13 protein-coding genes are annotated in these 12,542 nt (G+C 60.7%); 8 read left to right on the top strand and 5 right to left on the bottom strand.

Annotated elements, in window-relative coordinates:
- Both VGG64_08225 and VGG64_08230 read right to left on the bottom strand, forming a co-directional pair.
- Positions 1–1,026, bottom strand: a 1,026-nt coding sequence (locus tag VGG64_08225) for a Gfo/Idh/MocA family oxidoreductase (protein HEY1599572.1), incomplete at its 3' end; no start/stop codon positions are given.
- 172 nt (positions 1,027–1,198) lie between these two features.
- Positions 1,199–2,284 carry an SUMF1/EgtB/PvdO family nonheme iron enzyme gene (locus tag VGG64_08230; protein ID HEY1599573.1) on the bottom strand — a complete coding sequence of 362 codons (1,086 nt, stop codon included), beginning with the start codon at positions 2,282–2,284 and terminating at the stop codon, positions 1,199–1,201.
- A gap of 242 nt (positions 2,285–2,526) precedes the next feature.
- On the opposite strand from VGG64_08230, the gene VGG64_08235 reads away from it, so the two are divergent.
- Both VGG64_08235 and VGG64_08240 read left to right on the top strand, forming a co-directional pair.
- Entirely contained in the window at positions 2,527–3,519 is a 993-nt protein-coding gene (locus VGG64_08235; protein HEY1599574.1) for an FAD:protein FMN transferase, read from the top strand.
- A 176-nt stretch (positions 3,520–3,695) separates the two neighbouring features.
- Positions 3,696–4,589 (top strand): SMP-30/gluconolactonase/LRE family protein, encoded by an 894-nt coding sequence (locus VGG64_08240; GenBank protein HEY1599575.1) that lies wholly within the window; start codon positions 3,696–3,698, stop codon positions 4,587–4,589.
- Positions 4,590–4,620: 31 nt separating this feature from the next.
- On the opposite strand, the gene VGG64_08245 is transcribed toward VGG64_08240, so the two are convergent.
- Both VGG64_08245 and VGG64_08250 read right to left on the bottom strand, forming a co-directional pair.
- Positions 4,621–6,258 carry an AMP-binding protein gene (locus VGG64_08245; protein ID HEY1599576.1) on the bottom strand — a complete coding sequence of 546 codons (1,638 nt, stop codon included), beginning with the start codon at positions 6,256–6,258 and terminating at the stop codon, positions 4,621–4,623.
- Positions 6,259–6,680: 422 nt separating this feature from the next.
- Positions 6,681–7,370: a CPBP family intramembrane glutamic endopeptidase gene (locus tag VGG64_08250; protein ID HEY1599577.1), complete on the bottom strand. Its 690-nt coding sequence runs from the start codon at positions 7,368–7,370 to the stop codon at positions 6,681–6,683.
- A gap of 212 nt (positions 7,371–7,582) precedes the next feature.
- Here VGG64_08250 and VGG64_08255 point away from each other — a divergent pair, with 212 nt between their 5' ends.
- From VGG64_08255 to VGG64_08280, 6 genes are all read left to right on the top strand, one after another.
- A complete protein-coding gene (locus tag VGG64_08255; GenBank protein ID HEY1599578.1) occupies positions 7,583–7,891 on the top strand; it encodes a hypothetical protein in 309 nt (102 codons plus the stop codon).
- 361 nt (positions 7,892–8,252) lie between these two features.
- The gene (locus tag VGG64_08260; GenBank protein ID HEY1599579.1) at positions 8,253–8,540 is read left to right on the top strand and encodes a hypothetical protein; all 288 of its coding nucleotides are present in this window, start codon (positions 8,253–8,255) and stop codon (positions 8,538–8,540) included.
- A 331-nt stretch (positions 8,541–8,871) separates the two neighbouring features.
- Positions 8,872–9,228 (top strand): STAS domain-containing protein, encoded by a 357-nt coding sequence (locus VGG64_08265; GenBank protein HEY1599580.1) that lies wholly within the window; start codon positions 8,872–8,874, stop codon positions 9,226–9,228.
- A 113-nt stretch (positions 9,229–9,341) separates the two neighbouring features.
- Positions 9,342–9,767 carry an ATP-binding protein gene (locus VGG64_08270; protein ID HEY1599581.1) on the top strand — a complete coding sequence of 142 codons (426 nt, stop codon included), beginning with the start codon at positions 9,342–9,344 and terminating at the stop codon, positions 9,765–9,767.
- A 204-nt stretch (positions 9,768–9,971) separates the two neighbouring features.
- Positions 9,972–10,469, top strand: a complete 498-nt coding sequence (fae, locus tag VGG64_08275) for a formaldehyde-activating enzyme (protein HEY1599582.1) — start codon at positions 9,972–9,974, stop codon at positions 10,467–10,469.
- 196 nt (positions 10,470–10,665) lie between these two features.
- Complete coding sequence (locus tag VGG64_08280) at positions 10,666–11,529, top strand: methylene-tetrahydromethanopterin dehydrogenase N-terminal domain-containing protein (GenBank protein HEY1599583.1); 864 nt, start codon at positions 10,666–10,668, stop codon at positions 11,527–11,529.
- 328 nt (positions 11,530–11,857) lie between these two features.
- Here VGG64_08280 and VGG64_08285 read toward each other — a convergent pair whose 3' ends face one another.
- Entirely contained in the window at positions 11,858–12,421 is a 564-nt protein-coding gene (locus VGG64_08285) for a hypothetical protein (GenBank protein ID HEY1599584.1), read from the bottom strand.
- Positions 12,422–12,542 lie beyond the last annotated feature (121 nt).

The following is a 12,542-nucleotide window of genomic DNA, read 5'->3' on the forward strand; positions in this document are numbered from 1 at the left end:
TCCTCGGACCTTGATCCGGCCAGCACCCAGGTCCGCGGTGCCGTGCGAGCCGTGGGCATGTTCGCTGACGCTATCCCAGCAGTTGGGGATGTGTCGGCAGTAGCTAGAAAGCCGCGACCCGTCGGCATACTCGAACTCGACCGCATGGTGATCGAAAATCTCGCCATATTCCTTGCCGGTGCGAACCTGACGTCCGCCCATCCCTTCGGCCTTTACCGGGTAGCCTCGCTTCAGCCAGTTGATCACATCCAGGTTGTGAATGTGCTGCTCGACGATGTGATCTCCGCACAGCCAATTGAAGTAGTACCAGTTGCGCATCTGATACTCCATCTCGCTCTGACCTTCGGTCTTCGGATGGACCCACACGCCGGCGCCGTTCCAATAGGCGCGGGTCGCGATAATATCGCCGATGGCGCCGTCTTGCAGTCGCTTGATCGTCTCGATGTACGAGGCTTCGTGATGTCGTTGCAGCCCGACGCCCACAGCCAGGTTCTTTTGCCGCGCTACCTGCGCGGCGGTGAGCACGGCACGCACCCCCACCGCGTCGACGGCCACCGGCTTCTCCATGAAAATATGCTTGCCCGCCTCGACGGCAGCCGCAAAGTGTACGGGCCGGAAGCCAGGTGGCGTAGCCAGGATCACCAAGTCGACCCCCGCGCCCAGCACTTGCTTATAGGCGTCGAAGCCGACGAAGCGACGTTCCTCGGGGACGTCAATCCGATTGGCGATACCACCTTCTTTTTGCAGGCTCTGCAGGCTGCTTTCCAAGCGATCTTTAAAGGCGTCGCCGACTGCCACCAGCTTGACGTTTCCCTTGGTGTTCAATGCCTGACTGGCCGCTCCGGTGCCACGGCCGCCGCAACCGATCAGGCCGATCTTGATCGTATCGTCACTCGCCGCATGTGCCATGCGTGCCGGGCCGAGAGTCGCCGCCAGGCTCCCGCCTACTACGGCAACAGTCGACGACTTGAGAAACGTACGGCGCGAAGCGCTGGAGGGATCGTTGCTCGGGGCGTGCTCGGACATGTCCTGCTCTCCTTGAAAGTAATGGACGGTAGGCGGTCGGCATTCCGCAGCCAGGGTTGTTCGCAGTGCCTGACGGCACAGCCTATTGGCTACGATTTTGTTCGATTGTTAGGTGATTAATCCGTCGGGCTTCGACTCGTTGGCGTTCGATCGCGCTCTTCTGGCGGGGCATTTATTTCTGGGAAGCGTCTGGGGCGTATTTGACTTTCTCGGCTGCCGGCGGCTCGACCAGCGGACGCACGACGCGGAATCCCAGGAACAAGGCGTCAGTATAATACCAAATGCTCTGCGGAATCTGCGGATCTTGCTGCTTCCATTCCTTGGTCGACGCGCGTCGCGTGGCGCTACGCAGTGCCGTTGGGTCGTCATCCCACGATCCGCCGCGGACGCTGCGCGGTTCCACACGCGATGCCACGGCCAGCGGATTAGCTGCCAAGGTCCCCGCAGACTTGGCGTAGAAATCCGGCACGTATTGGTCGACGCACCACTCGGCCACGTTGCCGTGCATGTCGTGCAGACCCCAGGGATTGGGTTTCTTCTTGCCAACCGGGTGATAGGCTTCGTTGGCGTTGTCGTAGTACCAGGCGTAATCTCCCAGCTGATCGGCGTCATCACCGAACGAATAAACGGTTGTCGTGCCGGCTCGGCAGGCATATTCCCATTCTGCCTCGGTCGGCAGGCGGTAGTAATGCCCCGTCTTAGCGGACAGCCATTCGCAATAGGTCTTGGCGGCCAATTGCGTCATGCAGATCGCCGGAAAACCTTCTTTGCCCATGCCAAAGGTCATATCGGTATAGGGCTTCGTGGGGCGGGTGACCGCATCAGCCAGCTTATCGAATTCCGTAGCGGTGCCGCTTTCAACCTTGCGCCGTTGGATATCGAGGCTGAACATGAAGATCTCGTACTCGCCCCAGGTCACCTCGCACTTACCCATCCAAAATGGCGCGATCTCGACCTCGTGCTGCGGACCTTCGTCCTCCTTGCGGCCGGCCTCGCCGACGGGGCTTCCCATCAGAAACTTGCCCCCTTTGATCGGCACCAGGTCGAACTTGACGGGCGTGCCCGAAACGACCTGGGTGTACGGCTTCATACTGGCTTCGTCGTGGGCCACGGCCGCGGGATCCGTCGTGGCAGTCGCTGTCGAATCCTCGGCCAAGAGTATCGTTCGCGCGCCGCCCATGGCTACCAGACATACACAACCGGCCAGACAAAACACGAAATGTCGCCGAGCGAGGACTTGCCAAAGCATCTTCATCATGAGGAGGATAATCTGCGGGGTTCTTAAGAGGTAGTATTTAACGGCAGCCGTACTTCGTTCGTCGGCCGGCCGCGGACTTAATTGGTTAGGGCGTCCCTGGAATGCAAGCCGTGCGGCGGGTCAAAATGGTAGGTCGTCTCTCAATCGGCAGCAAGCGCTCGCCGACGCTACATCTTGCCGGCCGAACGACGACGACCGTCGGCGCCACTTTCGTCGGCGCCCTCATCGGAAGCGCCCTCCTTGTGGGTGCTGCGCCGCACCGGCTCATCGCCGCCGACAATTCTCGACTTGCGCGCTACGAATTCACCCAGGTCGAGATGGGCATGCAATTCAAGGTGCTATTGTATTCCGACGGGGACAAGGCCGCAAATCAGGCTGCGGCGGCCGCATTTCAGCGGATTCACGAGCTCAATGGCATCATGAGCGATTACGACCCGGCGAGCGAGTTATCGCGCCTCAGCGATACCGCTGGCAGCGGCCAGTCCGTGAAGGTCGGGCCCGATTTATGGAAGGTGCTATCCCGCGCCCAGGCCCTGGCCGAACAATCGGCCGGCGCCTTCGACATCACGGTAGGTGCCTATGTAAAGCTGTGGCGGCGCGCCCGCCGTGCCAAAGAGATGCCGGCGGCGGATCGCCTGGCCGAAGCGCGCACGACCGTCGGCTACAAATTTCTGCGGCTGGACGCAGAGGCACAGACCGTTGAACTGCTGCGTCCCGGCATGCGGCTCGACCTGGGCGGGATCGCCGTCGGCTATGCCATCGATGAAGCTTTGATCGTGCTCGCCCGGCAAGGTATTACCCGGGCATTGATCGACGGCAGCGGCGACATCGTCGTGGGCGATCCGCCACCAGGAGAAGCAGGCTGGCGCATCGGCGTTGCTCCGCTGGAAGCCAAGGATGGCCCACCCACCCGCTTTCTCACGTTGCACAACTGCGCGGTGACGACTTCCGGTGATGCCTGGCAATTTGTCGAGCTCGACGGCAAACGCTATTCGCACATCCTCGATCCACACACCGGGTTGGGGCTGACTGACCGTAGCCTCGTGATCGTCGTCGCGCACGATGGAATCTCGGCAGACAGCCTGACCAAAGCAGTGGCCGTCTTGGGACCAGGGCGCGGCCTGACGTTTCTCGACAAATACCCAAACGCCGCGGCACTCGTCGTGCGTCAGGTCGACGGCCAAACCAAAGTCGAAGAGACGCCCAACTTCAAAGATTTCGAAGCGAAGCCCTAGCGGCTAAATATCGCCGCCACGACCGCGCGGCTGTCGAATCACTCGTCCACGGACACGCGTTCCCTTTTCTGAGGCGGCTGTTGATGAAGGCCAATTGGCGCGCACCGCGTCGCATCGCTTGTTAGAATTGCCGGCCTGGGACTTCTCCGGCACGCCCTTTCGCAAGGATCATACTAATGCGATCGACGTATACGCGTCTCTTTGTAACCGCGTTTTCATTAGTCACTACTTCCTTGGTTTCCACGACCGCTCGCGCGGCCGAGCCGAGCCTTGTCGCAGCCGGTGGCGAGACCAAGAAGCTCGCTGGCGGCTTCCTCTTTACTGAGGGGCCTGCTTCGGACCGTGAAGGAAATGTCTTTTTCTCCGACATACCCAGAAGCCGCATCATGTGCTGGTCGACCGATGGAGTGCTTTCGACGTTTCGCGAGAACTCCGGCGGCTCGAACGGCCTGTGCTTCGACAAGCAGGGGAATCTGCTGGCCTGTGAAGGGGGCGCCCGACGCCTTACCTCGACCGCTCCCGATGGCAAGGTGACGGTGCTCGTCGACAACTATGAGGGCAAGAAATTCAACAGCCCGAACGATCTGTGGATCGATCCGCAAGGGGGCGTTTACTTCAGCGATCCGCGCTATGGAGGCATGGACGGCCTGGAGCTGCCCGGCTTCTACGTCTTTTATCTGGCGCCGGATCACAAGCAGCTGACGCGCGTCATCGACGATATGGTAAAGCCCAACGGCCTGGTCGGCAGCGCCGACGGCAAGCATCTCTACGTGACTGACGCCGGAGGGGGCAAGACCTACGTCTATGCGATCAAGCCTGACGGCTCGCTCGCCGATAAAAGGCTATTCGCCGAACAAGGCTCGGACGGCATGGCACGTGACGAACAGGGCAACATCTATCTCACCGATCGCGGCATCACGGTCTACAACGCCGCAGGGAAAAAGATCGAAACCATTGCAATCCCCGAAGGACCGGCCAATCTAAAATTCGGGGGCCCGGACAAGAAAACCCTCTTCGTCACGGCGCGCACCTCGCTGTATGCCGTGCCGATGAACGTGAAGGGGCAGTGAGCCCTGCCAACCGATTTGGATCCGCGACCGCTTACGATCGTGCCCCGGCTGCTTCGCCGCGCTCCCCGAAGCGTTCCAAAGCCAACTCCTTTAAGCCACGCAAATCGAGCTTGCCTGTGCCCAAAACGGGAATCGCGTCGACGTGACAAAAGCTGGCCGGCGACGGGATCCAGATATTCGGTAATCCCGCGGCTGCCAATCCCCGGCAGACTTCCTCGGGCGACATTGGCAGATCGGTATAAAGCACTACCAACCGTTCGCCGCGAGATGGATCAGGCACGCCCGTGACCGCGAATTTAACCTCGTCGGGATCGGCCGCGGTGACGGCTTGCAGCGTCTCTTCGACTTTGATGTGCGGTACCATCTCGCCGCCAATCTTCGAGAAACGGCTTTGCCGCCCGGTGATCTGAATGCATCCTTCGGGCGTCACCCGTCCGACATCGCCCGAATTGTACCAACCATCCTTGATCACCTTGGCCGTCAGGTCGGGCCGGTTCAGGTAGCCCTTCATCACGTTCGGGCCCTTGAACCACAGCACTCCCTCTTGCCCTGGGTTGAGTTCCTTTCCGGATTCCGGATCGACCACCTTTACGTGGACATCGGGGATCGGCATGCCGACGGTCCCTTCGGGCCAGCCGCGCTGTTCGGGCTTCGTGGCGCGTGACTTCGGTACGTGAAAGGCCACGATCGGCGACAATTCCGTAGTGCCGTACCCTTCGCCTGGCCGCACGCCGAACTTCTTTTCGAACGCTTCGGAAAGCTCGATCGGCAACTTCTCGGCGCCGGTCAGCACCATCTCGACCGAGGCAAAATCTTCGGGTTGGCAGCGTCTCAGATAATTGCGCAAGAACGTGGGAGCGGAAACAAGAATCGTGACGTGATTCTTGCGGCACATCTCGCCCACCTGCCGTGCTTCCAACGGGCTAGTGTGATAGGCACCCTTGGGATCGAGCGCCAGCGCCGTCCAGAGCGTGGTGGTGAAGCCGGTGGAATGAAAGAAGGGTAGAATCCCGGCAACACAATCTTCCGGCCGCAGCTGTAACAAATAATCGACGCACTCAACGTTCGACGCCACGTTACGCTGCGTGAGCATCACGCCCTTTGGTTCGCCGGTCGAACCCGACGTGAAAATAACGGTCAGCAGGTCGTCGTCTTTGATTTTGTCGAGGCCCAAGGTCTTTTCGAGCAAACCCAGCGGACAGGCGAAGGCCTGGAAGGCTGCTACCACCTTATCGGTCGTGGTCACCATCTGGCGGAAGTCTTCCAGGTACACCAATTCGGAGTCGATCTGCAAGTTGAAGCGTTCGAGCACTTTGCGGCTGGTCAACACGTGCTTGATGTTCGCCTGGCGAATGCACGAGTTCATCACTTCGGAGGACACCGTGTAATTTAGATTCACCGGCACGCGCCCGCACAGCGGTACAGCGATGTTGGCCAACACGGCGCCGGCCGACGGTGGGACAAGCAAGCCGACGAACTGTTCGTCAGGTCCGAGCACTTCCCGCAGCAACAGCCGGCGGAAAATCAACGTCCGCATCAGCAGGCTGCCGCCGTTCATGTCGACGCCGGTCGTATCGGCAATTTTCGGACGACGCATGTTGCGCCGGCACATGCGAACGAATTCGCGCGGCAAGATCATCGGCTCGGGCATGGGCTTTGGCTTATACACGGTCGAATATCCTTCGTGGTTCTGCGCCGTGCGAGCAACAGCCGCCGATGCGCTTGCCTGTACGAATTGGTTTGCCACACGACCAGGTGCGGGCCGATGCGCTTGGATTTGGTCTCTTGCCAAGTATCACAGCGCGAATTTGCTGGTGCCGTAGATCGATCGGAAAACACCCGGGAAACGTTGCAAAGCCGGCCGAGGCTTGGCGACGCACCCGACGCCCTGGCATGCCCTTTTGACACCTCCGCACCAAGAAGCGTCACATGGCTCCCAGACAAAGGCAATTGAAACACCGCCTCGGTCTGCTCACCCCCCGGCTATGAGGATACCTATTTCTGACTCGGCAAGGTAGGCGGACCGGTCGCTGCGGCGGGCGAAATCTGCAGCGAGCTTGCCAACGCCGCCCCGCTGGTTTTGAGCGACCGTCAAAAATACCCCAGCCAAAACAAGCCCCACGTGAGCAGGCCGGCATCGGTCAAGGCGTGCGACAGCCAGGCGGCATGGATTCCGCCCGGCCGCCGCGCCAACAAGCTCCACACGACCGCGATTAGCGCTAGAGCCACAAACAGCAGTCCGTATGCCAACCCGGCGACGCCCGGCATGGCGGCAAAGATGAACAGGTGCATGGCGGCAAACGCCGCCGCGCTGACGACAATGCCCGCGACGTTGCCGAGACGTTTCGACAGTTCGCGGTCGAGCCAGACCCGAAAGTGAAGCTCCTCAAGTCCGGAGTTGATCGCCGTCAGGAACACCACGACGGCCACCGCACGCCAGGGTGTTATGTGAAATCGCGCGTCGATATCTTGCCGCAGCCTGGTCACGTCCAGATTCAACTGTGCCGCGAGCCAAGGAATGCAAAACGCCGCCGCACCCACCGATAGCGCCGCAAGGCAAACCGCCAGCCCCCAGGTCATGGGTCGGGGCCACGGTTCGTCGATCGGCCACAACGACGCCAGCCCACGTCGACCTTCGACCGAACGTCGCCACCAGACAGGTCCGCCGACCTGGAAAATCTTGTAGCTCGACTGCGCCACGTAGTTGTGCGCAAACCAGGCGAGCCCTATGACCTTGGCGGCAAAGGGAGATGCCGCCAGCAGTATCAACAACCAGATCATTTTTCGCTGCTGTCCTCTGCACACACCGGCTGAGCACGCCACCGGCGGGCATTGCCGTGCATTTGGTTATGCGGATCGCGACGATTTATACGGCTAGGCGAGCCCCTTGCCGCGCCCAAGACGACCTAAAATTGGATGACTTGAGGGCGCGGACCACAGAGAGCATTCGTCTGCCGTGGGTTGCCCGATGTATCGCATGCGGAGGCCGGATTATGCGGCAAATCAGTTCGTTCCTATTCGGCGTGATGGCGGGCGGGGCGTTGGTCTTTTTCGCCCAGCGCTACCACGTCGTACGCACCGACCACGGATTCGAGACCATTCCCAAACTTTCGTCGGGCTTCGACGAAACCTATGTCGACGTGCGCGACTTCCAGGCTCCTGATTGGGATAAACATCGGGCCTTAGCCGCCGCCATCGTGCAAGCCAAGAAAGAACACATTCTGAACGATTCGGCCAGCGAACAAACGCGCCAGGGCGTCGGCTATTTCGTCGATCAGCTGAAACACTTGCGCGACGGTTAACCGCAGGTCATTCCCAACGGCCACGGCACGGATGGGCCTTCTGACCGTACATTCGGCCCGTCCCTCAGATTCGGACCACGCCGGTTCATACCGCCCTGGGCTCCAGGCCGCAAGTGAGCCGCGGTTCGTCGTACCTATCGACGGTGCAACTTAGAGCGATCGTGCGCCTGTGGTCGCCGGGTGCCGTCCGTTCCATCCGTACGGTCCCTTTGCACGGCGCGCACGCTAGGAGCCGCACAAATCCGTCGCCGCGGGCCAGGGCTGAATTCTTGTCCTGGTCTGGCACGATGTACTCTGGGATGCGCGCGATTGCGACGGTCGCGACTCGACTCGTGTTCCCGGGACGGAGAAATGCAGGGTCATGGAATTCAACCGCAACCACTATTTTTTGGCCGGGTTGGTGATCCTGTTCTTGGGCATTCAGATGCGGATGGTCGACTCGTTCATTCTGTCGAGTGAGAGCACACGGTTTCTGGCCAGCCGCTTTCCGAATGCCAAGGGAGCCACGATCGCCAACATGGCTCCGGCCGGCAGTTCGTCCGGACCACGGAAGACATTTCGCCCGCCCGAGTGGATTGGCTGGGCCTTGATCTCGGCAGGTTCGGTGTTGGTGCTGCACAGTTTGGCTATGCCTCGTCCGGCCGGATGACGTAGCTGGCAGCAGATCGACGACCATTCCGTCGGGCGATGGGCTGCAGGCTGCGCACCCGAAGTCGCCCGGCGGCAAATCGACGCGCCTCCGCACCTGGCCCGGTCTGGCGCCAATGCGCTTGACACCCCCCGACTGCGGCATAACATAGATGTTGGACGACGTGTAACATCGCTAGTTTTCCGTCGCGGAATTCGCGGTTTCGTCACCAGGACCGATTCCGGAATGTGTCCTGCGCTTGCCCCTGATGGGATGTTTGTGTTATTGCTTTACCCTTCGTGACAGTCGCTCGGAGACCGTCCGCTTCGCGATACAGGGGAGAATACGTTCGATGGCCACACTCCGCCACCTAGAGCTCACGGACGTCGGCGATGTCACAGTCGTTCGATTGACCGATAGAAAAGTTGTCGACGAAACCAATATCCAGGAATTGGGGCGGGAACTGTTTGCGCTGGTTGAAGAAGATCAGCGCAAGAACCTGCTACTCAATTTTTCCGCTGTCGGCTTTTTGTCCAGCTCGGCCTTGGGCAAGTTGATTACGCTTGATAAGAAGGTCAAGGCGCACGGCGGCAAACTAAAGCTCAGTAACATTCGTCCTGAAATCTACGAAGTGTTCGCGATTACGAAATTGAACAAGTTGTTCGAAATCAAGGATGACGAGGCAGAGGCCCTGGCCGCATTCGCGTAATTGGCCCCTGTCGCGCGGACGCATGTTTTAAGAGGTCGCCAACTGCCCGTCTCCTGGTTCGCAGGGCGAGCGGATTAGCCACGCACCCCCGCAGGCTCCCAAGCATGTCAGCAATGAGCTCGACTTGGAGGACGGAACAAGTCATTCCAAGCGAAAACCTGGCCGGCAAGCGCGTTCTGGACGAAGTTCTTGAGCAGCTTGCTTCGCACGACTGGGAACAGCGCGACATCTTCGGCGTGCACCTGGCCCTGGAGGAAGCGATCGTCAATGCCATCAAGCATGGCAACCGCTGTGACAGCTCGAAGACTGTTCACGTCGTTTGCGAGCTGACCCACGATCGGCTTTTCATCTTGATCAAGGACGAAGGACCGGGCTTCAACCCCGACGCGATTCCCGACTGCACCGACCGTGACAATATCGAGCGTCCCTGTGGTCGCGGGGTGCTATTGATGCGCAGCTTCATGTCGAGCGTCGAATTTCGCGACAAGGGAAACTGCGTCGTCATGACGAAAGAGCGCCAGCCAGGCGACGCGGCATAGCCGCCCCCCCGGCACAGCGTCTGCCAGGATGCCCGCCCACGCTAGTTCGGGCAGGTAAGATCGCCGCTCAGGGGCATTACTCTCTTCCCGCACCTTGGCAGTTGGCCCCGTTGCATTCGCGCTACGGTTTGCTATCGTGGCGCGTTCGTCGCATCACGGGCGTCATTGGGGGTGCGAGTCACGGAAATTAACGGAGACTAATCCATGTCGATGTATGTTGGAGAGGCCCTGGTAGGCGAGGGGAACGAAATCGCCCATATCGATCTGTTGATCGGCAGCAAGGACGGCCCCGTCGGCGCGGCATTCGCCAACGCTCTGGCGACGCAAAGCGAAGGTCACTCGAATCTGCTGGCCGTGCTGACGCCGAATCTGGCCGTGAAGCCGGCGACCGTGCTGATCACCAAGGTCACGATCAAAGGAATGAAGCAGGCCGTGCAGATGTTTGGACCCGCGCAAGCGGCCGTCGCGAAAGCCGTTGCCGACCAGGTCGCGGCCAACGTCATTCCCAAGAATCAGGCCGAGCAGTTGGTCATCGTTTGTGGAGTGTTCATTCACCCTCAAGCCGAAGACGACAAGAAGATCTACGAGTTCAACTACGAGGCCACCAAGCTGGCCATCGCCAACGCTTTGGGCAACAAGCCCAGCGTCGACGAAGTCGTGGCTGGCAAGGACTCGGCAAAGCACCCGTTCCGCGGCTTCTAGGCATTCGTCGCCGCGCGTTGTCATGCGTTGGCCTGTGGCCATCCGCGCGGCTGCGTGCCGTTGTATCGTTGGCGCCGATCCAAGCACCTCTCTCCCCGCAGGGGGAGAGGGCTGGGCGACGTCGCCGCGCGCAAGTTGGCATGCCGCCCGCGTACTCCTCTCGCCAGCGCGCCAACTTTCGCAAGGGAAAGTTGCCATGAGCAAACCGAATATCCTCATCCAGCTCGATACCGACGATCAGCCAAGCGTCTTCGATAGCGTCGTGGCAGTGGATGCCGGCGTGGAGCACTTGTTCCGGCATCACGCCATTACATCGGAGAATGTCCGTGAGCGCGTGCATGGCGCCATTTTCACGCGCGGTCCCGACGATCTGCGCAACACGGCCCTGTTTGTTGGCGGTTCAGATGTGGCCCGCGGCGAGCAGGTGCTCTCGGCCATCGTGGCGTCGTTTATTGGTCCGCTCCGCACGTCGGTGATGATGGACTCAGGAGGCGCCAATACAACCGCCGCGGCCGCGGTGCTGGCAGCTGCCAAGCATCTCGACCTGGCCGGCACGACGGCGCTCGTTTTGGCGGCGACCGGACCCGTGGGACAGCGCGTGGCCTGGCTGCTGGCGCGAGAAGGGGCCAGCGTGCGAGTCGCGTCGCGGCGTCTGGCACGCGCCACTGACGTGGCCGCCACGATCTCGCAAAAAACGCAGTCCGCCCGCATCAGCGCTTGCACTGTGGGCAAGCCGGCCGAATTGGCCGCGGCCCTGGAAGGCGTAACATTAATAGTGGCCGCCGGTGCCGCCGGCGTTGTACTGTTGCCCGAGGAAACCTTGGCCCATGCCGGCGAGTTGCGCGTGGCCGTCGATCTCAATGCGGTGCCTCCGCTGGGAATCGCCGGAATCAAGGTCACGGACAAAGCAGTCGAGCGCCAGGGCGTCATCTACTACGGCGCCATCGGCGTCGGGGGCACCAAGATGAAAATCCACAAAGCGGCGATCAAAGCGTTATTTGAATCGAACGACCGCGTCTTGGACGCGCCCGAAATCTTTCAAATCGGCCGCGAGCTTTAAGAGCCGTGCCGATCCGGCTGCTACATGGATCAGGAAGCGTTTCCTGAACAAGTCGATGCGGCCGTTTGAAGGATTCTATCCGCAGATTTCGCAGAAAAGACGATCTCCTAGAGACGAACTCACAGCGCGATGTTTGTTCCTCCACTTGCCGGCCGTCACAGAGTAAAGCCCGTTAGTATCCTTCCGCGGATCGGCCCAATCTTCGGATCAATTCCCACGGCCTGATACGCGGACGGCGCCAACGAGTGAAGCGATCTCGCCGCTCAAGCGGCCGCGCTTGACACGCGCCTTGGAATGGCCGTGGTCGATAGTCCGAAAGCTGTTGCGGCTAGCGTTTACCGGTCAAATACATCAGGCCAGCTAGTGCCGCGAACAGCACGATCATCGAACCGATCAGCATGATGGCATTGGAAACCGTCCGCCGCCGCTGACGTTCTTCCCGGGCTACCTTGCTTGCTCGCCGTTGGTACGAAACGCCGCCGAGCGGCCCCTGGTCATCCGGCGACGACACGCTCGACAAATCCACGACAAGGTTTTCTTGCGGCACTGGCGCCGCCAGCGGATGAATTTGTCCTTGAGGCTCAGGGGCCGTCAATGGTTGCGGCAATTCGGACGACCGTAGCGATTCGGTGTCGGACGCGGCATCAGGCCGCGGCGCTGCTTGCCATAACTTCGGCTTGCCAGACCGAGGCCGAGCTTTCTTCGTGGGTGCGGGGGCCGGCGTCGGTGGCTCGAATGGCGAAACGCCCAGCATGTCGGTCACAACCGGTTCCGCATGCGGAACGATGAGCACGCTCGCGCAAGCGGGGCAACTGGTCTCCTGACCTGCCCAGCCGGCCTCGACCTCGGAAACCGCGCCACAGAATGGACAGCCGAACTGAATCACCGACACGCTCGTTCTCCGTCTAGCGAACGTCGCTGCTTGTAATGGCCTGGCGACCGCCCGTGAGTCCGCCGGTTGGTGCGCAGCAGCGGTTGCACCAACCCTGGTAGTAACCGGTCGCGCCGTGTTC

Source organism: Pirellulales bacterium, from assembly GCA_036490175.1.
Classification (GTDB): Bacteria; Planctomycetota; Planctomycetia; order Pirellulales; family JACPPG01; genus JACPPG01.

Bases quoted from the DNA above. Each gene is read 5' to 3' on its own strand.
- VGG64_08230 (HEY1599573.1), bottom strand. From the start codon at position 2,284: ATGATGAAGATGCTTTGGCAAGTCCTCGCTCGGCGACATTTCGTGTTT.
- VGG64_08240 (HEY1599575.1), top strand. From the start codon at position 3,696: ATGCGATCGACGTATACGCGTCTCTTTGTAACCGCGTTTTCATTAGTC.
- VGG64_08250 (HEY1599577.1), bottom strand. From the start codon at position 7,370: ATGATCTGGTTGTTGATACTGCTGGCGGCATCTCCCTTTGCCGCCAAG.
- VGG64_08255 (HEY1599578.1), top strand. From the start codon at position 7,583: ATGCGGCAAATCAGTTCGTTCCTATTCGGCGTGATGGCGGGCGGGGCG.
- VGG64_08260 (HEY1599579.1), top strand. From the start codon at position 8,253: ATGGAATTCAACCGCAACCACTATTTTTTGGCCGGGTTGGTGATCCTG.
- VGG64_08265 (HEY1599580.1), top strand. From the start codon at position 8,872: ATGGCCACACTCCGCCACCTAGAGCTCACGGACGTCGGCGATGTCACA.
- VGG64_08270 (HEY1599581.1), top strand. From the start codon at position 9,342: ATGAGCTCGACTTGGAGGACGGAACAAGTCATTCCAAGCGAAAACCTG.
- fae (HEY1599582.1), top strand. From the start codon at position 9,972: ATGTCGATGTATGTTGGAGAGGCCCTGGTAGGCGAGGGGAACGAAATC.
- VGG64_08280 (HEY1599583.1), top strand. From the start codon at position 10,666: ATGAGCAAACCGAATATCCTCATCCAGCTCGATACCGACGATCAGCCA.